This window comes from Aeromicrobium sp. JJY06 (genome assembly GCF_044069275.1).
Lineage (GTDB): Bacteria > Actinomycetota > Actinomycetes > Propionibacteriales > Nocardioidaceae > Aeromicrobium > Aeromicrobium tamlense.
In genome coordinates, this window is the sequence record NZ_JBIMRD010000001.1 from 2,123,994 (window position 1) to 2,143,602 (window position 19,609).

Here is a 19,609-nt window from a genome sequence, read left to right on the forward strand (position 1 = left end):
CACACCACTCGAGACTGCCGGGAGGGAAAGCGCTCGGTCCCCCAGCCGAGCTGTGTCTGTCGTGAGTCGGTGCCCCTGCACACCCCCCGAGGCGGGGGTACCGACTCCGCCTCCCATCGCCCGGCCCGGTCCGCCGATCTCGCATACGGTGGCCGTATGACCAAGCCCGCCGTCCGCCGTCGCGTCACCGTGGTCGAGGCCGGCCGCTCGCGCGTCCGCGAGGACCGGCTGACCGGCGAGGAGCCACTCGAGATCCGGGTGGACGGCCGCGCGCTCGCGGTCACCATGCGCACGCCGGGCCACGACGTCGAGCTGGCGCTGGGCTACCTCGTCTCCGAGGGCGTCATCACGCGGCGCGAGCAGATCCGCACCGCGCGCTACTGCGCCGGCACCACGGACGAGGGCGTCAACACGTACAACGTCCTGGACGTCCAGGTCGACGCCAGCGCCCACCTCGACCACCTCGCCCTCGAGCGCCACGGCTACACGTCCTCCTCGTGCGGCGTCTGCGGCAAGACCAGCATCGACGCCGTCACCACGAAGTCCGCCTTCGAGGTCGGGCCCGACCCGCTGACGGTCCCGGCCGAGCTGCTGACGGCCCTGCCCGACCGCATGCGCGACGTCCAGTCGGTGTTCGACCAGACCGGGGGACTGCACGCCGCGGGACTCTTCGACGGCCGCACCGGGGAGCCGCTCGTGGTCCGCGAGGACGTCGGGCGCCACAACGCCGTCGACAAGGTCGTCGGCTGGGCGCTCGAGCACGAGAAGCTGCCACTGGCCGGCTGCGTCCTGCTGGTCTCGGGGCGCGCGGGCTTCGAGCTCGTGCAGAAGGCGTCGATGGCGGGCGCCCCGCTGCTCGCGGCGATCTCGGCTCCCTCGTCCTTGGCGGTCGAGCTCGGCGAGGAGGCCGGCCTGACCGTGGTCGGCTTCCTGCGCGGGTCGTCGATGGTCGTCTACTCACGTCCCGATCGGGTGGAGGCCTGATGACACGCAAGCCGCTGGTGGAGGACCCGAACGACGACGGCATCGAGGTGACCGGCCTCAAGGACTGGGCCGCGGGCCTCCCGGGCGTGCTGCACGCGATGCGTCCCGCCTTGAGCGCGATGGGCGTGGCGCGCACGGCGCGACTGCTCACGTCGATCAACCAGAAGGACGGCTTCGACTGCATGAGCTGCGCCTGGCCCGACCCGGGCCGGCGGCACTCGGCGGAGTTCTGCGAGAACGGCGCGAAGGCCGTGACGTGGGAGGCGACCCCGCTGACGGTGTCGCGCGAGTTCTGGGCCGAGCACTCCGTGGACGACCTCGCCGGCAAGAGCGAGTACTGGCTCGGCCAGCAGGGGCGGCTCACCGAGCCGGTCTACAAGGCGCCGGGGGAGGACCACTACCGGCCCGTGTCCTGGGACGAGGCGTTCCGGCTCGCCGCGGAGACGCTGAACGGCCTCGACCACCCCGATCAGGCGTCGTTCTACACCTCCGGCCGTGCGTCGAACGAGGCCGCCTTCGTCTACCAGCTCTTCGTGCGGGCGTTCGGCACGAACAACCTGCCCGACTGCTCGAACATGTGCCACGAGTCCACCGGCTCGGCGCTCGTGGAGACGATCGGCGTGGGCAAGTCCACCGTGACCTACGAGGACATCCCGCAGGCCGACCTGATCATCATCATGGGTCAGAACCCGGGCACGAACCATCCGCGCATGCTCTCGGCCCTGGAGCGGGCGAAGCGGGCCGGCGCGTCGATCATCGCGATCAACCCGCTGCCCGAGGCCGGGCTGATCCGGTTCAAGAACCCGCAGAACGCACGCGGCGTGATCGGCAAGGGCACGAAGATGGCCGACCAGTTCTGCCAGATCCGCCTCGGCGGCGACGGCCCGCTGCTGCAGGCGGTCATCCAGCGGGTCCTGGCCGCCGAGGACGCCGCGCCCGGCACCGTGCTCGACCATGCGTTCATCGAGCAGCACACGTCGGGCCTCGACGAGCTGCGCGCGAGCGTGGCCGACCTCGACGAGCAGGCGGTGCTGCGTGCGACCGGTCTGACCTCGACCGAGATCGACGAGCTCGCCCGCCGCTACCTCGCCGCCGACAAGGTGATCGTCACGTGGGCGATGGGGCTCACCCAGCACACGCAGGCCGTCGCGACGATCAAGGAGATCGTCAACCTCCTGCTGCTGCGCGGGCACATGGGCCGGCCCGGCGCGGGCGCCTCCCCGATCCGCGGCCACAGCAACGTGCAGGGCGACCGCACGATGGGCATCTGGGAGAAGATGCCCGACAGCTTCATGGACGCGCTCGCCGCGGAGTTCGGCTTCGAGCCGCCGCGCCGTCACGGCCTGGACTCGGTCGACTCGGTGCGCGCGATGCAGCGCGGCGACGTGCGCTTCTGGATGGCCCTGGGCGGCAACTTCGTCTCGGCGATCTCCGACACCGCGTCCGCGGAGGCGGCGCTGCGCGGCACCGCGATGACCGTGCAGGTCTCCACCAAGCTCAACCGCTCGCACGGCGTCACGGGCGACGCCGCGCTGATCCTGCCCACGCTGGGCCGCACCGAGATCGACCGGCAGGCCTCGGGGGACCAGTTCATCACCGTCGAGGACACGGTGTGCGCCGTCCACGCCTCGCGGGGCAAGGTGGACCCCGTCGCCGACACCCTCCTGTCGGAGGTCGCGATCATCAGCCGGCTCGCCCGCGCCACGCTGGCCGACCGGCAGCCGATCGACTGGGCGGCGTTCGAGGCCGACTACGGCACGATCCGCCACCACATCAGCCGCGTCGTCCCCGGCTGCGAGGACTACGAGCGCAAGGTCGCGAGCGAGGAGGGGTTCGTCCTCCCGCACGGCCCCCGCGACTCCCGCACCTTCGAGACCGCCACGGGGAAGGCGCGGTTCACCGCCAACCGGTTCGAGCCGATCGAGCTCGAGCCGGGGCGTCTGCTGCTGCAGACCGTCCGGTCGCACGACCAGTTCAACACCACGATCTACAGCCGCAACGACCGCTACCGCGGTATCAAGTCGGGCCGCGACGTCGTGTTCGTGCACCCCGACGACCTCGCCGAGCGCGGCATCGCGGACGGCGACGCGATCGACGTCTACAGCGAGTGGCCCGACCAGCCCGACCGCGTCCTGCGCGGCTTCCGGGCCGTGGCCTACCCGACCGCGCGCGGGTGCGCCGCGGCGTACTTCCCCGAGGCCAACGTGCTCGTCCCGCTCGACTCCACGGCGCGCGAGTCCAACACCCCGGTGTCGAAGGCCGTGGTGGTGCGGATCGAGAGGGCCGCCTAGGCGCGACCCCGGGCCGCTTGACGTCTCGGCAGCAGCCACGCCACCACGAAGCCCGGCACGGCCCAGGCCGCCATCACGACGAGTGCCGCGGTCGGGTCGCCGATGGCCAGCTGCACGGTCAGCACCACGAGCACGGCGCCGAGGTTGCCGGCCAGCAGCAGCATGCCGGTGACCGTGCCCGCGCGGGTGGGCCCGACGTGGAGCTCGGACCAGTCCAGCACCACGGGCAGGGTGCCCATCAGCATGAAGCCGACGAGCGCGAGGCCGAGGTACGCGAGCCAGACCGGCTGCGTGGCCGCGAGTGTCACCATGACCACCGCGAGGGTGGCGGTGGCGCCGAGCGCCACGGTGCGGCGGGCGTCGCGAGCCGCCGCGAGCCCCGGCAGCACGGCCGCGCCGGCGATGCCCGCCAGCGTCATCGTCGCGATCACGGGTCCGGCCAGGCCCGGGTGGCCGAAGTCCACGAGGATCGAGTCCAGCCACGTGGCGATGCCGTTGTAGATGCCGAAGCCGAGGAACAGCAGGCCCGCCATCTTCCACACGAGCGGGTCGCGGCGCAGCTCGCCGAGCCTCGCGCGGCCCAGGACGTCGACCGCGTGGGCCGGCAGGCGCAGGCTGAGCAGCACCGCGGCCGCGGCCACCACCGCGAGAACGGCGTGCGAGACCAGCAGCAGTCGGAATCCGCCGGCGTCCACGAGCCAGGCCGAGGTCAGCACCGCGACGAGGATGCCGGCGTACTGCGCGCCCGCGGCCACCGAGATCGCCGTGGTCTGCTCGCGGTCGGGGAAGTGGCGCGCGGCCACCTTGGTCAGCGCGTTGAGGACCAGGGGTTGGCCGACCGACATGATCACCTGGCCCGTCAGGATGACCGCGTAGGAGGACGGGTCGAGCGCGCGCACGATCGCGCCGACGGCGGTGAACAGCGCACCGGCGGCCAGCGCCCGCTCGTAGGACCGGTCCATCCAGCGTCCGGTCGGGATCGCCAGCAGCACGAACATCGCCGCGTTGACGACGGCGAGGTCGCCGACGGCGCCCTCGGAGACGCCCAGGTGCGTGGCCGTCTGCGGGGTCACCGCGGCGAACGTCAGCCACAGGATCTGCGTGGTCATGACCAGCAGGGCGAAGGCAGCCAGCGCCGGCCAGCGCGCCGCGAGGACGCGGGAGGCGTGGTCGGTCGAGGAGGGGGTCCGGGCCATGCTGCGCACGCTACTGGCAGGACGGCCCCCTACGGTGGAATCCGTGAACGAGGATCTCTTCGCGGCCGCCGAGGTCGTCGGGATCGTCGCGTTCGCGGTCTCCGGCGGGTACGCGGCCGTCCGGGCCGGGATGGACTGGCTCGGCGTCGTCGTGCTGGCCGTGGTCGTCGCGGTCGGCGGCGGCACGCTGCGCGACCTCCTGCTCGGCATCGAGCCGGTCTGGTGGGTCACCGCGCCCGGCCTGCTGATCGTCGCCGCCGTCACCTCTCTCGTGGTGATCGCCGTGGCATCGCGGCACCCGCAGTCGAAGGTCGACTCGTGGCGCATCGTGCTCTACGCCGATGCCGTCGGCCTGGCCTCGTTCACCGTCACGGGCGCGTCGATCGCGCTGGCCGAGGACGTCCGGCCATGGGTCGCCGTCGTCTTCGGCGTCATCACGGGCACCGGCGGCGGCGTCATCCGCGACGTGCTGGTGCGCCGCAAGCCGCTCGTCCTGGTGGGCGAGATCTACGCCTTGGCGTCCGTCGCCGGCGCCGCCCTCTACGTCGTCCTGCGCCAGACCACGGTGCCCACCGGCGCCGCCGCGCTGTCCGCCGGGGCGGTCGTCCTGCTCATCCGCGTCGGTGCCATCCACTGGCACTGGCATCTGCCCCGGTTCTCGGCGCCCCACGCCTGAGACCCGACCCCACCGACCGAGGAGACCGCATGTCCGACCGCGCCGACCGCGCACCCCTGGAGGAGCTGTGGCGACGCTACGGCCGCTACCGCAAGCGGCTCGTGCTCGCGGTGGTGCTGTCCACGGTCAACAAGGTGGCCGACGTCGTCCCCGAGCTGCTGATCGGCGCCGCCGTCGACGTGGTGGTGCGCGGTGAGGGCTCCTTCGTCGCCGACGTGCTCGGCGTGGAGTCGCGGTTCGCCCAGCTCGGCTGGCTCGCGGCGATCAACGCGCTGGTGTGGATCGTCGAGTCGGCCTCGCAGTACTTCGCGGCGGTCACCTGGCGCGGGCTCGCGCAGTCGGTCGAGCACGACCTGCGGGTGGAGGCGTACGACCACGCGCAGCGCCTCGACGTGCACTGGCACGAGGGCCGGCCGCAGGGCACCACGCTCGCCACGGTCAACGACGACGTGAACCAGCTCGAGCGGTTCCTCGACATCGGCGCGCCGGCGCTGCTGCAGACCGCCCTCAACATCCTGCTCGTCGGCGCGGTGTTCGCGGTGGCGTCGTGGGAGCTGCTGGTGCTGGCGTTCCTGCCGATCCCGCTCATCGTGTTCGGCTCGTTGTGGTTCCAGCGACGCCTCGAGCCGCTCTACGCCGCGGTGCGCGAGCGGGTGGCCGACCTGTCGGGCCTCGTCGCGGCGAACCTCGGCGGCATCACCACGATCAAGGCGTTCACCGCGGAGGATCGCGAGCGCGACCGTGTCGAGCGGGCCTCGGCGGACTACCGCCAGGCCAACGTCGACGCAATCCGCTCGTCGGCCGCGTTCGTGCCGCTCGTGCGGATGGCGATCCTCGTCGGCTTCACGTGCACGCTGCTGTTCGGCGGCTGGGCCACGTTGAACGGCGAGCTCGAGGTGGGCCTGTACTCGGTGCTCGTGTTCATGACCCAGCGGCTGCTGTGGCCGCTCACCGAGATCGCCGAGATGCTCGACCTCTACCAGCGCGGTCGCGCCTCGACGGCGCGCATCCTGGCGCTGCTCGACGAGCCGATCGAGGTGCCCGCGGGCACGGTCGCGCTGCCGTCTCCGGTGGCCGGCCGGCTCGAGCTGTCGGGCGTCCGCGCGGGCTACGCCGACGGGCCGGACGTCCTGCACGGCATCGACCTCGTCGTCCCCGCCGGCGAGACGCACGCGATCGTCGGACCCACGGGCGCCGGCAAGTCCTCACTGCTGCGCCTCATGCTGCGCTTCGACGACCCCCGTTCGGGCGAGGTGAGCCTCGACGGCCGCGACCTGCGCGAGCTGGAGTGGGAGTCGCTGCGCGGCTCGATCGGCTACGTCTCGCAGGACGTGTTCCTGTTCGCCGGCACGATCGCGGAGAACATCGCATACGGGCGTCCCGGTGCCGATCACGAGGCGGTCGCCGAGGCCGCTCGCCAGGCCGCCGCCGACGCGTTCATCGAGGCGCTGCCCGACGGCTACGACACGTGGGTGGGGGAGCGCGGCGTCACGCTCTCGGGCGGCCAGCGCCAGCGGCTCGCGCTGGCCCGCGCGCTGCTGCGCGACCCCGCCGTGCTGATCCTCGACGAGGCGACCAGCGCTGTGGACAACGAGACCGAGGCCGCGATCCAGGTCTCGCTCCAGACCGCCACCCGCGACCGCACCGCGATCATGGTGGCGCACCGCCTCTCCACGGTCCGCCACGCGCACCGCATCTGGGTCCTCGACGCCGGCCGCATCGTCGAGGCCGGCACCCACGACGAGCTCGTCGCGAGCCACGGCGCCTACGCCGCCCTCTGGCGCGTCCAGACCGGCTCCGTCGCCTCCGGCGACCGAGATGTGTAGCGGTTTCCACCTTTTTACGGTCTGATCGGCCGAAAAAGGGTGGACAGTGCTACACATCTGGCGCGCCGGAGGCGCGGAGGTCAGCAGGTGGTCGTGGTGGGCTGGTCGGCGAAGCGGTCGGTGGTCCAGTCGAGGAGCTCCTCGACGAAGGGGGAGCCCTCGCGCAGGAGGTCGCCGTGGCCGCGGCCGGGGTAGGTGCGGTAGTCGAGCGACTGGCCGGCCGCGCACCGCTCGCGCACGTACGCGTCCTGCAGGCCGAGCGTGACCACGCGGTCGCTCTCGCCCTGCGCGATCAGCACGGGCGCCTCCATGGCGCCCGTGGCGTCGTTCTCGCTGAGCCGCCGCCCGAGCGCGCCCTCGTACAGCGAGTTCGAGACGAACCGGTCGGCCATCACCCGCGCCTGCGCGAGTGAGATCTCCGAGGTCGGCGAGCGCAGGCAGCGGTCGGCGATCCGCTCGAGCGGCAGCCGCGCGCTGGCGCGCACGTGGTCGCCGGGCTCCACGTCGGGGTACGTCCCGCTGTACGCCGCCAGCGCGTAGGCGACGAAGATCGTGCCCACCGGGCGCCGGCCGAGGTCGCGCAGGAACGTGGTCGGGTTGCTGACCGGCGACATCGCGGCGACGCCCGCGAGCGGCACGTCGGGGGCGTATCCCGGCTGCGTCATCGCGGTCCACAGGGCCGCGTGCCCACCCTGCGAGTGACCCCAGACGACCGTCTCGTTCGACAGCGACAGCTGTGGCAGCCGCCGTGCCGCGCGCACCGCGTCGAGCACCGACCGCGCCTCGCCCGACCCGACGAGGTACGGCTGCACCCCGCGGGTGCCGAGCCCCGGGTAGTCGGGCGCGACGACGGCCCAGCCCTCGGCGAGCGCCGCGTGCACGGCCTCGATCCCGCCGGCGCCGATCGTGCGGGACCGACGCAGGCTCGGCGCGCACCGACGGTCGAACCCCGTCGTCCCGTGCGCCCACGCGATCACCGGCGGCCGGTCCTGCAGGTGCTCGCGCGGGACGGCGACGAGCGCGCTCGCCACCGTGGGCTCGTCGCCCGCGCGCGTGGTGCTGTAGAGGATGCGCCAGGCGCGGGCCCCGTCGGGCACGTCGGTGACGAAGGGCTCGGCGCGCAGCAGCAGGCCGGGGGAGCGGGGCGTGTCGTCGGGCGCCACGTAGAACGCGTCGGGCCGCGGCGCGATCGCCGTGACGACGACCGTGTAGGCGGCCAGTGAGACCGCCAGCGCGAGCACGAACGTCGCGGTGACGGGCGGCGGCACCCGTGCCCCCAGCCGCGGGAACCCGAACAGGAGGAGTCGCAGGCCGAGCACGAGCCCGATGACGAAGACCGTGACGTCCGGCCAGGCCAGCGCCAGCACGCCGAGGATCGCCAGGCCGGCGCCGGTGGCCAGCTCGGAGCGGGTGCGACGCCGCCGGACCCGCGCGAGCCCCTCGCCCAGCAGGACGACCGCGAACACCACGACCAGCACGCGCACGGTCCAGTGCGGCTCGAGCGCCAGCACCACGGACGCGACGAGCACCCCCGCGCCGATCAGCCGGTCGCGCAGGCGGGAGCCCGTGAGCAGCTCGTGTGCACCCAGAACCGCCAGCAGGCCGACCACGACCACGACCAGCGCGTCGACCGCACTGAGCGGCCGTGCCACGAGCAGGAGGCCGACGACGATCGCCACGGCGACGAGCGCGGGGGCGGCGCGGCGGCGGGATCGGTCGGAACGCATGTGACTCCACGGTAGACGGGCGAGCGGCGGAGGCGGCGCAGCCGTCGCCGGTCGGGCCTCACTCGCCCGGCAGCACCACGCCCAGCTGCGACCGGACCTCATCCATCAGCGCCATGACGCGGCGGGTCTCGGACCACGGCAGGAGCGGAGACTCCGGGGTCCCGTCGGCCACGCACCGGGCGAGCTCGGCGGCCTCGTACCGCAGCCCCAGCAGCGCGTCGCGCGTCGGCGGCTCCCACACGTCGAGCGTGCGGTCGTTGGGGTCCACCAGCCGGATCGTGGACGGCTGGAAGAAGGGCCCCTGGAGATCGAGCCGGGCCTTGGTGCCCGCCACGGTGGCCACCGTGGGCGAGGTGGCCGACATCGTGGCGCTGAGCGCGGCGAGGGCGCCCGAGGCGTCGCGCAGGGTCACGTTCTCCTGTTCGTCCACCCCGAGCGGCGTCAGCGTGCCGGTGGCGGTCACCTCGACGACGTCCGGCAGCAGCATCGCGGCCAGGTGGATCGGGTAGACGCCGAGGTCCAGCAGGGCGCCGCCGGCCAGCGCCGGGTCGGCGAGCCGCTCGGGCCCGTCGGGGTAGAGCAGCTGGCCGTGGTCGGCCTGGACCAGTCGCACGTCACCGACGAGGCCGTCGAGGACGGCCTGCCGCACGACGTCGTAGCCGGGCAGGAACCGCGACCACATCGCCTCGATGCACGTGACGCCCGCGTCGTCCGCGGCCTCGAGCACGGCGTCCGCCTCGGCCGCGTTCCGGGTGAACGCCTTCTCCACCAGCACGTGCTTGCCTGCCGCGATCGCGAGCAGCGCGTGGTCGTGGTGCTCCGAGTGGGGCGAGGCGACGTAGACGGCGTCGACCTCGGGATCGGCGACGAGGTCCTCGTACGAGCCGTGGGCGCGCCCGATGCCGAAGCGCCCCGCGAACGCGCGAGCCCGGCCGAGGTCGCGCGAGCCCACCGCGACGACCTGCTGCCGGGTCCCCTCCTGCAGCGCCGTGGTCATCGTCGCCGCGATGCCGCCCGCGCCGAGGATGCCCCAGCGCAGGGCGGGGGCGTCGCGAGGATCGGGGGTGCGTGCCACGGGCAGGGTCATGCTCTGCATCGTAGGTCGATGGCAGGATCGGGGCATGGATCTGAGCCTGAACGAGGACCAACGCAGCTTCCGCGCGCTCGCGCGCGAGTTCCTGGACAAGGAGGTCGTGCCGTTCCGCGCCGAGTGGGACCGCGTCGAGTCGGTCGACACCGCGATCATCCCCAAGCTCGGACAGCTCGGATTCCTCGGCCTCACCATCCCCGAGGAGTACGGCGGCATCGGCGGCGACTACGTCACCTACGTGCTGGCGATGGAGGAGCTCGGCCGCGCCGACTCGGCGATCCGCGGCATCGTGTCGGTGTCCACGGGCCTGTTCGGCAAGTCCGTCCTGAAGTTCGGCACCGAGGAGCAGAAGCAGCGCTGGCTGCCCGGGATCGCCTCGGGCGAGCTGCTGGGCTGCTTCGGCCTCACCGAGCCCGACCACGGGTCGGACGCCGGCAACCTCACCACCCGCGCCGTGCGCGAGGGCGACGAGTGGGTCATCAACGGCTCGAAGATCTTCATCACGAACGGCACGTGGGCGGACGTCGCACTCGTCTTCGCGCGCACCGGCGGTCCCGGCGCGCGGGGTGTCTCGGCGTTCCTCGTCCCCACCGACACGCCGGGCTTCGAGGCCACCGAGGTCACGGGCAAGCTCGGCCTGCGCGGCCAGGCCACGGCGGCGCTCTCGTTCACCGACGTGCGCGTGCCCGCCGACGCCCTCCTCGGCGAGGAGGGCCGCGGCTTCCGGATCGCGATGACCACGCTCGACAAGGGCCGTGTGGGCATCGCCGCCAGCTGCGTCGGCATCGTCCAGGGCTGTCTGGACGCGACCGTCGAGTACAGCACCTCGCGCGAGCAGTTCGGCAAGCCGATCGCGAGCTACCAGCTGGTGCAGGACATGATCGCCGAGATGTCGGTCGACGCCGACGCCGCCCGGCTGCTCACGTGGCGCGCGGCCGACCTCATCGATCGCGGCGAGACGTTCAGCGTCGAGGCGTCCAAGGCCAAGCTGTTCGCGTCCGAGGCCGCGGTGAAGGCCGCCAACCTCGCGATCCAGGCGTTCGGCGGTTACGGCTACGTCGACGAGTACCCGGTCCAGAAGTACATGCGCGACGCCCGCGTCATGACCCTGTACGAGGGCACGAGCCAGATCCAGAAGCTCATCATCGGGCGGGCCGAGACCGGGATCAGCGCCTTCTCGTGAGCAGTGTCGTCCTCGACCTGCTGGTCGCGCTGGCGATCCTCGTCGGCCTCGTCGGCGCGATCGTCCAGGTCATCCCCGGCGGCCTCGTCGTCGGCATCGCGGTCTTCACGTGGGGCGCGATCACCGGCGGCACGGCCGGCTGGACCGTCGCGGTCCTCGCCGCCGCGCTGACCGTGGGCGGGGTCGTGCTGAAGTACCTCATCGCGGGGCGCTACCTCAAGCGACGCGGGGTGCCCAACCGCAGCCTGCTGTTCGGCGCGGTCCTGGGCGTGATCGGGTTCTTCGTCATCCCGTTCGTGGGCCTGTTCATCGGCTTCATCGGCGGCACCTACCTCGCCGAGCTGCAGCGCCTGGGCGACCCCGTCGCGGCGCGGAAGGCCACGGGCCACGCGATGCGCGCCACCGGCATCTCGATCCTGGTCGAGCTGACGCTGGCGCTGCTGACCGCGATGGCGTGGCTTCTCGCGCTGCTGTCCGTGCGGCTGTGAGCCTGTCCTCACCGCCCGGGGCGTGGCCTAGCCTTCGAGCATGGTCGTCGAAGAGCCGCACGCAGCGGTCACGTCGCAGAAGCTGAACTGGCTCCGGGCCGGAGTGCTCGGAGCCAACGACGGCATCGTCTCGGTCGCCTCCCTCGTCGTCGGCGTGGCCGGCGCGACGAACGACGCGAGCGCGATCGCGACCGCCGGCACCGCCGCCCTCGTCGGCGGCGCGATCTCGATGGCGCTCGGCGAGTACGTCTCGGTCAGCAGTCAGCGCGACTCCGAGCGCAACCTCATCGCGATCGAGAAGGACGAGCTGCGCGAGGACCCCGAGGGGGAGCTCGACGAGCTCGCGCAGATGCTGCAGGACCGGGGGATCAGCGCTCCCACCGCCCTCACGGCGGCGAAGGAGATGACCGAGCACGATGCGCTCGCCGCCCACCTCGAGGTGGAGCTCGGGCTCGACCAGGACGACCTGGTCAGCCCGTGGCACGCGGCGTTCTCCTCGGCGGCCGCCTTCACGGTGGGCGGACTGCTGCCGCTGCTCGCGATGCTGCTCACGACCGCCGACTGGCGCGTGGCGGTCACGTTCGTGGCGGTGCTCGTCGCCCTCGCCCTCACGGGCACGATCTCGGCCAGCATCGGCGGCGGGCGCAAGGTACGTGCCGCCGGGCGCCTCGTGATCGGCGGCGCGCTCGCTCTCGCGCTGACCTACGCGATCGGCCAGCTGCTCGGCACGACCGGCGTGGTCTAGCCGGGCTCAGTCGTCGGCGTCCTCGTCGATCGGGACGATGCGCTCGGCGTCGGGTACGAGGGTGTCGTCCTCGTTCTGCCAGACCTCGCGGCGCTGGTCGGCGGCGTCGGCGGGCTCGGCCGCGGGCTCGAGGTCGGGGTCGACCTCCGGCAGCGGGGAGTCGGGCAGGGGTTCGTCAGGGCTCGTGGTCATGGTGCCTCCTTCACTGTCCTTCGATCCTGCCCCACCGTGCGGTCACCCGCAGGGCGCGTGTCGCGTGCGGGTGCGATGCACCCGGACGTCGCAGTAGGTTCGGGGCATGGAGGACAAGGAGCTGTACTCGCCCCCCGAGCGCCGGGGCTATCGGCGCTTCGCCGTCGGCGGCATCCTGCTGCTGCTCGCGTTGGGCCTGTTCCCCTCGACGGCGGCGGTGCTCGACGAGACGAACGAGGACCTGATCCTGCCGCTCTTCGTCGTCGTGATGGTCGTGGTCGGCGCCCTGCTGTGGTCGCTGATCCCGGGTCTGTCGTCGCGTCCGCACGACAGGGGACGCCTCGCGGGCCTGGGCGCGCTGGGCGGACTGCTGGCCGCGGGAGCCGCCCTCCTGGTGTTCTTCGCCCTGCTCAACGGCTACTCCGGCGCTTGATCCCTGGGATCACCCTCGCAACACTGGAAGGCATGCGTCACGTCATCGCAGCCTTCATGACCGCTCTCGCCCTGCTCGTCGTCCCGACGGCACCGCAGGCGTCGGCGATGTCCAACACGACGTTCGACCGGAAGCTGTTCCAGCAGACGAACACGTCTCGGGCCTTCCGTGACATCAAGAAGCTGAAGCACCACTCGTGCCTCAACCGGTACGCCCACCGTCAGGCGAAGCGCATGGCCGCGGAGCGCCGGATGTTCCACCAGAACCTCGGTGTCGTGCTCAAGAAGTGCAGGATGAGCCGCGTCGGCGAGAACGTCGCCACCGGCTTCACGTCGCCGAAGGCCAACGTGCGGGCGTGGCTGAAGTCGCCGGGTCACCGGCGGAACATGCTCAGCCGCGGGTACACCCGCCTGGCCACGGGCGTGGCGAAGGCCGACGGCCGCACCTACACCGTGCAGGTCTTCGGGCGTCCCTGACCGCTCACTGCAGCGTCGCGGTGAGGCGCATCGCGTTGTCGACGAAGCGCGTGCGCGCGGGGCGCTCCAGCCACTCGTCGAGCAGCAGCTCGCGTGACTTCGCGCGGTAGTCGTCCTCGACGACGCGGATCCGCCGGACCACCCCGGGGTCGGCGACCAGCAGGCTCATCTCGTAGTTGAGCGCGAACGAGCGCATGTCCATGTTGCTCGTGCCCACGACGGCCACGTCCTCGTCGATGCTGAAGTGCTTCGCGTGCAGGACGAAGGGCTTGGGGTAGAGCCAGATGCGCACGCCGGCCTCGAGCAGCTCGCGGTAGTAGGAGGCCTGCGCGTGGCCGACCATGAACTGGTCGGCCTGCTCGCTGACGAACAGCTCGATGTCGATCCCGCGCTGGGCGGCCGTCGTGACCGCGTAGAGCAGGGTCTCGTCGGGCACGAAGTACGGGCTGGTGAGGCTGATCCGATGCCGCGCGCTGTAGATCAGCGACGTGAACAGGCGCAGGTTGTTCTCGGCCTCGAAGCCCGGGCCGCTCGGCACCAGCTGGGCGCTGACGCCCACGACGTCGCGCTCGGAGTGCGGCACCTGGTCGACCTGCTGCATCGAGACCTGGAGGACCTCCTCGGTCTCCAGCGCCCAGTCCGCCGCGAACAGCGCGTCGATCGTGGCGACCACGGGCCCCTCGAGCCGCATCCACAGCTCGACCCACTCCCGACCGACTGCGAGGTTCTTGGGCTTGTTGTACGACGGGTGCGTCAGGTTGAGCGAGCCGGTGAAGCCGACGACGTCGTCGACCACGAGGAGCTTGCGGTGGTTGCGCAGGTCGGGCCGCCGGAAGCGCCGCTTCCAGGGCAGCAGCGGCATCATGAGGTGCCACTCGATGTCGGAGGCGGCGAGCCGTGCCTTGAGGTCCTGGTAGCCGGGGATGCCGCGCGTGCCGAGGTGGTCGAACAGCAGGCGCACCGTGACGCCGCGCGCGGTGGCACGGTCGAGGGCGTCGAAGAACGGACGGGTCATGTCGTCGAGCGCCATGATGTAGAACTCCACGTGCACGTGGCGCTGCGCCGTGTCGATCGCGGCGATCATCTCGTCGATCGACTCCTGGTACTCCGGGAGCAGGGTGACGTGGTTGCCCTCGGTGAGCGGCATCAGCGCGAGCCGGTGGTTGAGCCGCACGATGCCGTCGAGGTAGTCCGGGGCGCCGGCGGGCACGTCGGAGGCGAGCACCTGCGTCTCGCGGGCGATCACCTCGTTGGCGGCGGTGAGCTGGCGGTGGCGCTGGTGGCCGATGCGCGCGCTGCCGAAGAACAGGAACGCCAGGATCCCCAGGAACGGCGCGAAGACGATGAGGATGAGCCACGCCATCGCGGTCTGGGGACGGCGGTTCTCCGGGATGATGCCCAGGGCCGCGATGTTGATCGAGACCACGGCGACCACGGCCGCCAGCGAGATGATCGTGCCCCAGTCCATGGCCGCAGGCTATCGGCCGGGGGACCGCCCGGGGTCATCACCGGCGGATGGGATCACCAGTCGCGGCGGTCGCGCTTGAGCTGGCTGCGGCGCTTCTTCGCGTCGAGCCGGCGCTCGACCGATCCCCGAGTGGGACGGGTCGCGCGGCGGCGCTTGGCGGGGCGCAGCGCCTCGGCGACCAGCTCCTCGAGCCGGCGCAGCGCGTCCTCGCGGTTGCGCAGCTGGGAGCGGTGGGTCGACGACACCACCGAGATCCGGCCGTCGACGAGGCGGTTGCGCAGGCGCGCGGTCACGCGGTCGCGCTGGTCGGGCGTCAGCACGGTGCTGTCCGCGGGGGACCAGAGGACCTCGACGCGGGTCTCGGTGGTGTTGACGTGCTGGCCGCCCGGGCCGGAGGAGCGGCTGAACCGCCAGCCCAGCTCCGACTCGGGCAGCCTCAGGCGATTGTCAGGCGTCATCGTCCGCGAGCAGGCCGTACAGCTGACGCCGGGCCTCGTTGACGATCTCGGCGGCCTTGGCCTGCTGGGCCAGGCTGCCGACGGTCATGACCTGCCGTGTGGCCGCGTTGAGCGTCTTGACCGAGGTGATCAGCGCGCCGGACTCGGCGTCGCCGCCGCGGCGCAGCTGCTCGGGGTCCCACGGCTCGCCGAGGGTCTCGCGGTGCTCCTCGACGTAGGCCTTGCCGGCGTCGGTGAGGGTGGCGGTCTTGCGACCGTCGACCCGCTCGAAGTCGATGAAGCCCTCGTCCTCGAGCTGCTGCAGGACCGGGTAGATGGACCCGGGGCTGGGCGACCACGCGCCCTCGCTGCGGGCGGCGATCTGCTGGATCAGGTGGTACCCGTGGGCGGGCGCCTCGTCGAGCAGGAGCAGGGCGGCGGCGCGGACGTCGCCCCCCTTGCGGCCTCGACGCGGACCGCGCGGTCCGGGACGGCCGCGGCCGGGACCGAGGTCCCAGTCGAAGTCAAGGGGTCCGCCGGCACGACGCGCCCGGCGGGGGTGCCGGTGCGGACCGGCGGGGTTGGGAGGAGTGCGATGCATGCTCGTCCCCTTTCGGTGTTCCACGGACACCACTGCGGCATCCGATGTACTTACGATATATCGATTGCATATCGACGCGCAAGGTGAGAGCGGTCACTGCGGGGGTGGAAGGGCCTCAGCCCTGGACGTAGTGCGTCAGCTGGTCGCGCTCGAACTCCAGCTGGTCCATGCGGAACTTCACGGCGTCGCCGATGCTGAGCAGCCCGACGACCTCCTCGTTCTCCAGCACGGGGATGTGGCGCACGCGGTGCTCGGTCATCGAGCTCATGAGGGAGCCGAACGAGTCCTCGGGGTGGCACACCTGCACGTCGGTGGTCATGATCTGCTGCACCGTCGCCGACCGGGGCTCGGGCAGGGCCCGCAGCTTGCGGACGATGTCGCGCTCGGACACGATGCCGGCCATCGAGCGGCCGTCGGCACTGACCACGAGGGCGCCGATGTTGTGCTCGGCCAGCAGGTCGAGGAGTTCCTCGACCGTGGCATCGGGGGAGATGGTGAACACGGTCGCACTGCCCTTGGCGGCGAGTACGTCACGTACGCGCATGGCTGCCTCCTCGACTGTCGTCGACACTCGACTGTGTGGGGAGTGTAGCCCGCATCACACCCGAGGCGCAGGTGTCGGTCTCACGGGTCAGTCGTCGCGGGAGAAGCGCAGCCGGGTGACGTTGTCGGCCAGCGGCTCGTCGTCGTCCTCCGGCTCGTCGGGCCACGTCGACGGCTCGTCGTCGGGGAAGTGCCCGAGGTAGGCCATCACGGCGTCGTGCAGGCGTCCGTTCGTGGCGACGGCGTTCGCGCCCCACGGGCCGGGCTCGCCGGCCAGGCTCGTGAACTGGCCGCCGGCCTCGCGGACGATGATGTCGAGGGCCGCCATGTCCCACACGTTGAGCTCGGGCTCGGCGGCGATGTCGACGGCGCCCTCGGCGACCATCATGTACGACCAGAAGTCGCCGTAGGCCCGCGTGCGCCAGCACTGGCGCAGCAGCGCGTCGAACTCGCCCTGGCGGCCGATCTGGCCCCAGCTGGGCGCCGAGGAGTAGGACATCGACGCGGCGGTCAGCTCGCGCACGCCCGACACCTGGATGGGACGCGTCTGGCGGAACGACTTGCCGGTGTGGGCGCCGTCGCCCTTCATCGCCCACCAGCGGCGGCCGATCGCGGGGGCCGACACGCAGCCGACGACGATCTCGCCGGCCTCCTCGAGGGCGATGAGGGTGGCCCACACGGGCACGCCGCGCACGAAGTTCGAGGTGCCGTCGATCGGGTCGACGATCCAGCGACGGTCGGCGTTCTCGGCGGTGCCCTCGGTCTCGCCGGCCTCCTCGCCCAGGACGATGTCGCGGCCGCGCGAGGTCTTGAGGGTGCGACGGATCGCCTCCTCGACGGCACGGTCGGACTCGGTCACGTAGGTCATGTCGGGCTTCGTGGAGACCTCGAGGTCGAGGGCGCCGAAGCGGTCCATGCTGAGGTTGTCCGCGGAGTCGGCCAGCACGTGGGCCAGGCGCAGGTCATCCAGGTACGGGTTGGCCATGGGGCCCACCCTACGGTCTGGCGGCCGCGGTCAGGTCAGTACTCGTCGGCCAGCGAGCGGCTGGCCATGATCCGGCGGAACGACGCGAGCCGGGCGGGATCGATCTCGCCGGCCGCAGCGGCGGCGTCGAGCGCGCACTCGGGCTCCTCGGCCAGGTGCGTGCAGCCGCGTGGGCAGTCGCGCGCCGCGGTGTTGAGGTCGGCGAACGCCCGCAGGATCCGGTCGATCTCCACGTGGGCGAGACCGAAGGACCGGAACCCGGGCGTGTCGACGATCCGGCCACCGAACGGCAGGGGCAGGATCATCGCCGAGGTGGAGGTGTGGCGGCCGCGTCCGGTGACCTCGTTGACGTGGCTGGTGGTGCGGCCGGCGTCGGGCACGAGGGCGTTGACCAGGGTGGACTTGCCCACGCCGCTGTGGCCGATCAGGACGCTGGTGCGGTCGCGCAGCAGGTCGCGCAGGGGCTCGAGGTCGCCCTCGATCCGCGTGGTCACGACGCGGACGCCGAGCGGCTCGAGCTGCGCCAGGATCTCGTCGGCCGGAGCGAGGTCGGCCTTCGTGAGGCACACCGCGGGGTCCATCCCGGCGTCGTACGCGGCCACGAGGCAGCGGTCGATGAGGCCGGGGCGCGGCGGCGGGTCGGCGAGGGAGGCCACGATCACCAGCTGGTCGGCGTTGGCCACCACGACGCGCTCGATCGGGTCGTCGTCGTCGGCGCTGCGGCGCAGCACCGTGCGGCGCTCGAGCACCTCGACGATGCGGGCGAGGCTGCCGGCCGAGCCCGAGACGTCGCCGACCACGCGCGCCTCGTCGCCGACGACGACGCCCTGGCGGCCCAGCGAGCGGGACTTCATCGCGGTGAGGACGGTGCCGTCGGGCAGCAGCAGCGTGTAGCGCCCGCGGTCGACCGTGGTGACGACGGCGACGAGCGCGTCGGAGTAGTCGGGCCGGTCCTTCGTGCGGGGCCGCGTGCGCCGGCGGGGGCGCTCGTACTGGTCGTGCTCGTCCCTCACGAGACCACGGCCGCCCAGTCGTCGGCGAAGCCCGGGTAGGTCTTGGCGGTGGTGCCGATGTTCTCCACGACGACCCCGGGCACGCGCAGCCCGATGACCGCGCCGGCGTGCGCCATGCGGTGGTCCTCGTAGGTGGCGAACGTGCCCCCGTGCAGCGGGGCCGGCGTGATCACGAGGCCGTCGGGCTGCTCCTCGACCTGACCGCCGAGGCGGTTGATCTCGGTCGCCAGTGCCGCGAGGCGGTCGGTCTCGTGACCGCGCAGGTGGCCGATGCCGGAGAGCCGGGACGGGCCGTCGGCGACCGCGGCCAGCGCCGCGACCACGGGGGTCAGCTCGCCGACGTCGTGCAGGTCGAGGTCGACCCCGGCGAGGCGCTCGGGACCGAGGACGACGAGGTCGGCGCCGTCGCGCTCGGTGCGCCCGCCGAAGGCCGTGACCAGGTCGCGCCAGGCGTCGCCGGCCTGGTCGGTGGTCTCGGGCCAGTCGCGCACGCGCACCCGACCGCCCGTGGCGAGGGCGGCCGCGACGAACGGTCCGGCGTTGGACAGGTCGGGCTCGATCGTCACGTCGAGCGCCTTCACGGGCCCGGGACGGACGTGCCAGCGACCCGCCGACTCCTCGACCACGACGCCGCGGCGGCGCAGCTCGGTGACGGTCATCGCGACGTGCGGCAGCGACGGCAGCGAGCCACCCTCGTGGCGCAGGTCGAGGCCCTCGGCGAACCGGGGTGCGACCAGCAGCAGGGCCGAGACGAACTGGCTGGAGGCCGAGGCGTCGACGGTGAGCGCACCGCCACGCACCGACCCGGCGCCGTGGACGGTGAAGGGCAGGCTGCCGCGGCCGTCGTCGTCGACGCGGACGCCGAGGTCGCGCAGGCTGGAGATCGTGGTGCCCATCGGACGCTCGCGGGCCCGGGGGTCGCCGTCGAACCGGGCCTCGCCCGAGCCGAGGGCGGCAACCGGCGGGACGAACCGCATGACGGTGCCGGCGAGGCCGCAGTCGACCGAGGCCGCCTCGACGGGCCGGATCGGGGTGACGGTCCACGAGCGCGTCCCGCGCTCGATCCGGGCGCCGAGCGAGACGAGCGCCTCGGCCATCAGCTCGGTGTCACGGGCGGCCAGCGGCTCGTGCACCGTGGACGGGCCGTCGGCGATCGCCGCGAGCACGAGGGCACGGTTGGTCTGCGACTTCGAGCCCGGCAGCCGGACGTCGGCGTCGACGGCGGCCGAGGGGAGCGGGGCGGGCCAGTCCATCC

Annotated in this window: 20 protein-coding genes; 9 read left to right on the top strand and 11 right to left on the bottom strand. The window is 72.5% G+C overall.

Annotation, left to right across the window (positions count from 1 at the left end):
• Nucleotides 1–156: 156 nt before the first annotated feature.
• Both fdhD and ACGWYL_RS10395 read left to right on the top strand, forming a co-directional pair.
• Nucleotides 157–984, top strand: coding sequence for a formate dehydrogenase accessory sulfurtransferase FdhD (gene fdhD, locus ACGWYL_RS10390; protein WP_395487132.1), 828 nt, complete (start codon nucleotides 157–159; stop codon nucleotides 982–984).
• Nucleotides 984–3,275 carry an FdhF/YdeP family oxidoreductase gene (locus tag ACGWYL_RS10395; protein WP_395487133.1) on the top strand — a complete coding sequence of 764 codons (2,292 nt, stop codon included), beginning with the start codon at nucleotides 984–986 and terminating at the stop codon, nucleotides 3,273–3,275. The genes fdhD and ACGWYL_RS10395 overlap by 1 nt, the downstream gene beginning before the upstream one ends.
• Here ACGWYL_RS10395 and ACGWYL_RS10400 read toward each other — a convergent pair.
• The gene (locus ACGWYL_RS10400) at nucleotides 3,272–4,471 is read right to left on the bottom strand and encodes a nitrate/nitrite transporter (RefSeq protein WP_395487134.1); all 1,200 of its coding nucleotides are present in this window, start codon (nucleotides 4,469–4,471) and stop codon (nucleotides 3,272–3,274) included. The two genes, ACGWYL_RS10395 and ACGWYL_RS10400, sit on opposite strands and share 4 nt — an antisense overlap.
• 43 nt (nucleotides 4,472–4,514) lie before the next feature.
• Between ACGWYL_RS10400 and ACGWYL_RS10405 the strand changes: the two genes are divergently transcribed.
• Both ACGWYL_RS10405 and ACGWYL_RS10410 read left to right on the top strand, forming a co-directional pair.
• The gene (locus ACGWYL_RS10405; protein ID WP_179425645.1) at nucleotides 4,515–5,147 is read left to right on the top strand and encodes a trimeric intracellular cation channel family protein; all 633 of its coding nucleotides are present in this window, start codon (nucleotides 4,515–4,517) and stop codon (nucleotides 5,145–5,147) included.
• 29 nt (nucleotides 5,148–5,176) lie between these two features.
• A complete protein-coding gene (locus tag ACGWYL_RS10410; RefSeq protein ID WP_395487135.1) occupies nucleotides 5,177–6,973 on the top strand; it encodes an ABC transporter ATP-binding protein in 1,797 nt (598 codons plus the stop codon).
• An 80-nt stretch (nucleotides 6,974–7,053) separates the two neighbouring features.
• On the opposite strand, the gene ACGWYL_RS10415 is transcribed toward ACGWYL_RS10410, so the two are convergent.
• Nucleotides 7,054–8,700 (bottom strand): lipase family protein, encoded by a 1,647-nt coding sequence (locus ACGWYL_RS10415; protein WP_395487136.1) that lies wholly within the window; start codon nucleotides 8,698–8,700, stop codon nucleotides 7,054–7,056.
• A 58-nt stretch (nucleotides 8,701–8,758) separates the two neighbouring features.
• Entirely contained in the window at nucleotides 8,759–9,787 is a 1,029-nt protein-coding gene (locus ACGWYL_RS10420; protein ID WP_395487137.1) for a Gfo/Idh/MocA family protein, read from the bottom strand.
• A gap of 34 nt (nucleotides 9,788–9,821) precedes the next feature.
• On the opposite strand from ACGWYL_RS10420, the gene ACGWYL_RS10425 reads away from it, so the two are divergent.
• From ACGWYL_RS10425 to ACGWYL_RS10435, 3 genes are read left to right on the top strand one after another with little or no spacing between them, the layout of a single operon-like run.
• A complete protein-coding gene (locus ACGWYL_RS10425) occupies nucleotides 9,822–10,973 on the top strand; it encodes an acyl-CoA dehydrogenase family protein (protein WP_269306110.1) in 1,152 nt (383 codons plus the stop codon).
• Nucleotides 10,970–11,461, top strand: coding sequence for a DUF456 domain-containing protein (locus ACGWYL_RS10430; RefSeq protein WP_218845835.1), 492 nt, complete (start codon nucleotides 10,970–10,972; stop codon nucleotides 11,459–11,461). Before ACGWYL_RS10425 ends, ACGWYL_RS10430 begins: the two co-directional genes overlap by 4 nt.
• 40 nt (nucleotides 11,462–11,501) lie before the next feature.
• Nucleotides 11,502–12,206 carry a VIT family protein gene (locus ACGWYL_RS10435; RefSeq protein WP_179425635.1) on the top strand — a complete coding sequence of 235 codons (705 nt, stop codon included), beginning with the start codon at nucleotides 11,502–11,504 and terminating at the stop codon, nucleotides 12,204–12,206.
• Between the two features lie 6 nt (nucleotides 12,207–12,212).
• Here ACGWYL_RS10435 and ACGWYL_RS10440 read toward each other — a convergent pair whose 3' ends face one another.
• Entirely contained in the window at nucleotides 12,213–12,398 is a 186-nt protein-coding gene (locus ACGWYL_RS10440) for a hypothetical protein (RefSeq protein ID WP_269306113.1), read from the bottom strand.
• A 106-nt stretch (nucleotides 12,399–12,504) separates the two neighbouring features.
• On the opposite strand from ACGWYL_RS10440, the gene ACGWYL_RS10445 reads away from it, so the two are divergent.
• Nucleotides 12,505–12,831 carry a hypothetical protein gene (locus tag ACGWYL_RS10445; RefSeq protein ID WP_395487138.1) on the top strand — a complete coding sequence of 109 codons (327 nt, stop codon included), beginning with the start codon at nucleotides 12,505–12,507 and terminating at the stop codon, nucleotides 12,829–12,831.
• A 32-nt stretch (nucleotides 12,832–12,863) separates the two neighbouring features.
• Nucleotides 12,864–13,307 carry a CAP domain-containing protein gene (locus tag ACGWYL_RS10450; RefSeq protein ID WP_269306114.1) on the top strand — a complete coding sequence of 148 codons (444 nt, stop codon included), beginning with the start codon at nucleotides 12,864–12,866 and terminating at the stop codon, nucleotides 13,305–13,307.
• Between the two features lie 4 nt (nucleotides 13,308–13,311).
• On the opposite strand, the gene cls is transcribed toward ACGWYL_RS10450, so the two are convergent.
• From cls to aroA, 7 genes are all read right to left on the bottom strand, one after another.
• Entirely contained in the window at nucleotides 13,312–14,775 is a 1,464-nt protein-coding gene (gene cls, locus ACGWYL_RS10455) for a cardiolipin synthase (protein WP_179425628.1), read from the bottom strand.
• Nucleotides 14,776–14,828: 53 nt separating this feature from the next.
• On the bottom strand, nucleotides 14,829–15,233 hold the full coding sequence (arfB, locus tag ACGWYL_RS10460) for an alternative ribosome rescue aminoacyl-tRNA hydrolase ArfB (RefSeq protein WP_269306116.1): 405 nt from the start codon (nucleotides 15,231–15,233) through the stop codon (nucleotides 14,829–14,831).
• The gene (locus ACGWYL_RS10465; protein WP_395487139.1) at nucleotides 15,223–15,813 is read right to left on the bottom strand and encodes a PadR family transcriptional regulator; all 591 of its coding nucleotides are present in this window, start codon (nucleotides 15,811–15,813) and stop codon (nucleotides 15,223–15,225) included. The genes arfB and ACGWYL_RS10465 overlap by 11 nt, the downstream gene beginning before the upstream one ends.
• 115 nt (nucleotides 15,814–15,928) lie before the next feature.
• The gene (locus ACGWYL_RS10470; protein ID WP_395487140.1) at nucleotides 15,929–16,357 is read right to left on the bottom strand and encodes a CBS domain-containing protein; all 429 of its coding nucleotides are present in this window, start codon (nucleotides 16,355–16,357) and stop codon (nucleotides 15,929–15,931) included.
• 87 nt (nucleotides 16,358–16,444) lie between these two features.
• Nucleotides 16,445–17,341 carry a histidinol-phosphatase gene (gene hisN, locus ACGWYL_RS10475; protein WP_179425620.1) on the bottom strand — a complete coding sequence of 299 codons (897 nt, stop codon included), beginning with the start codon at nucleotides 17,339–17,341 and terminating at the stop codon, nucleotides 16,445–16,447.
• Between the two features lie 35 nt (nucleotides 17,342–17,376).
• The gene (gene rsgA, locus ACGWYL_RS10480) at nucleotides 17,377–18,354 is read right to left on the bottom strand and encodes a ribosome small subunit-dependent GTPase A (RefSeq protein WP_317628344.1); all 978 of its coding nucleotides are present in this window, start codon (nucleotides 18,352–18,354) and stop codon (nucleotides 17,377–17,379) included.
• Entirely contained in the window at nucleotides 18,351–19,607 is a 1,257-nt protein-coding gene (aroA, locus tag ACGWYL_RS10485; RefSeq protein WP_395487141.1) for a 3-phosphoshikimate 1-carboxyvinyltransferase, read from the bottom strand. Before aroA ends, rsgA begins: the two co-directional genes overlap by 4 nt.
• Nucleotides 19,608–19,609 lie beyond the last annotated feature (2 nt).

Coding starts and splice junctions, on each gene's coding strand:
- fdhD (WP_395487132.1), top strand. CDS start 157: ATGACCAAGCCCGCCGTCCGCCGTCGCGTCACCGTGGTCGAGGCCGGC.
- ACGWYL_RS10395 (WP_395487133.1), top strand. CDS start 984: ATGACACGCAAGCCGCTGGTGGAGGACCCGAACGACGACGGCATCGAG.
- ACGWYL_RS10400 (WP_395487134.1), bottom strand. CDS start 4,471: ATGGCCCGGACCCCCTCCTCGACCGACCACGCCTCCCGCGTCCTCGCG.
- ACGWYL_RS10410 (WP_395487135.1), top strand. CDS start 5,177: ATGTCCGACCGCGCCGACCGCGCACCCCTGGAGGAGCTGTGGCGACGC.
- ACGWYL_RS10415 (WP_395487136.1), bottom strand. CDS start 8,700: ATGCGTTCCGACCGATCCCGCCGCCGCGCCGCCCCCGCGCTCGTCGCC.
- ACGWYL_RS10420 (WP_395487137.1), bottom strand. CDS start 9,787: ATGACCCTGCCCGTGGCACGCACCCCCGATCCTCGCGACGCCCCCGCC.
- ACGWYL_RS10425 (WP_269306110.1), top strand. CDS start 9,822: ATGGATCTGAGCCTGAACGAGGACCAACGCAGCTTCCGCGCGCTCGCG.
- ACGWYL_RS10435 (WP_179425635.1), top strand. CDS start 11,502: ATGGTCGTCGAAGAGCCGCACGCAGCGGTCACGTCGCAGAAGCTGAAC.
- ACGWYL_RS10440 (WP_269306113.1), bottom strand. CDS start 12,398: ATGACCACGAGCCCTGACGAACCCCTGCCCGACTCCCCGCTGCCGGAG.
- ACGWYL_RS10445 (WP_395487138.1), top strand. CDS start 12,505: ATGGAGGACAAGGAGCTGTACTCGCCCCCCGAGCGCCGGGGCTATCGG.
- ACGWYL_RS10450 (WP_269306114.1), top strand. CDS start 12,864: ATGCGTCACGTCATCGCAGCCTTCATGACCGCTCTCGCCCTGCTCGTC.
- cls (WP_179425628.1), bottom strand. CDS start 14,775: ATGGACTGGGGCACGATCATCTCGCTGGCGGCCGTGGTCGCCGTGGTC.
- arfB (WP_269306116.1), bottom strand. CDS start 15,233: ATGACGCCTGACAATCGCCTGAGGCTGCCCGAGTCGGAGCTGGGCTGG.
- ACGWYL_RS10465 (WP_395487139.1), bottom strand. CDS start 15,813: ATGCATCGCACTCCTCCCAACCCCGCCGGTCCGCACCGGCACCCCCGC.
- ACGWYL_RS10470 (WP_395487140.1), bottom strand. CDS start 16,357: ATGCGCGTACGTGACGTACTCGCCGCCAAGGGCAGTGCGACCGTGTTC.
- hisN (WP_179425620.1), bottom strand. CDS start 17,341: ATGGCCAACCCGTACCTGGATGACCTGCGCCTGGCCCACGTGCTGGCC.
- aroA (WP_395487141.1), bottom strand. CDS start 19,607: ATGGACTGGCCCGCCCCGCTCCCCTCGGCCGCCGTCGACGCCGACGTC.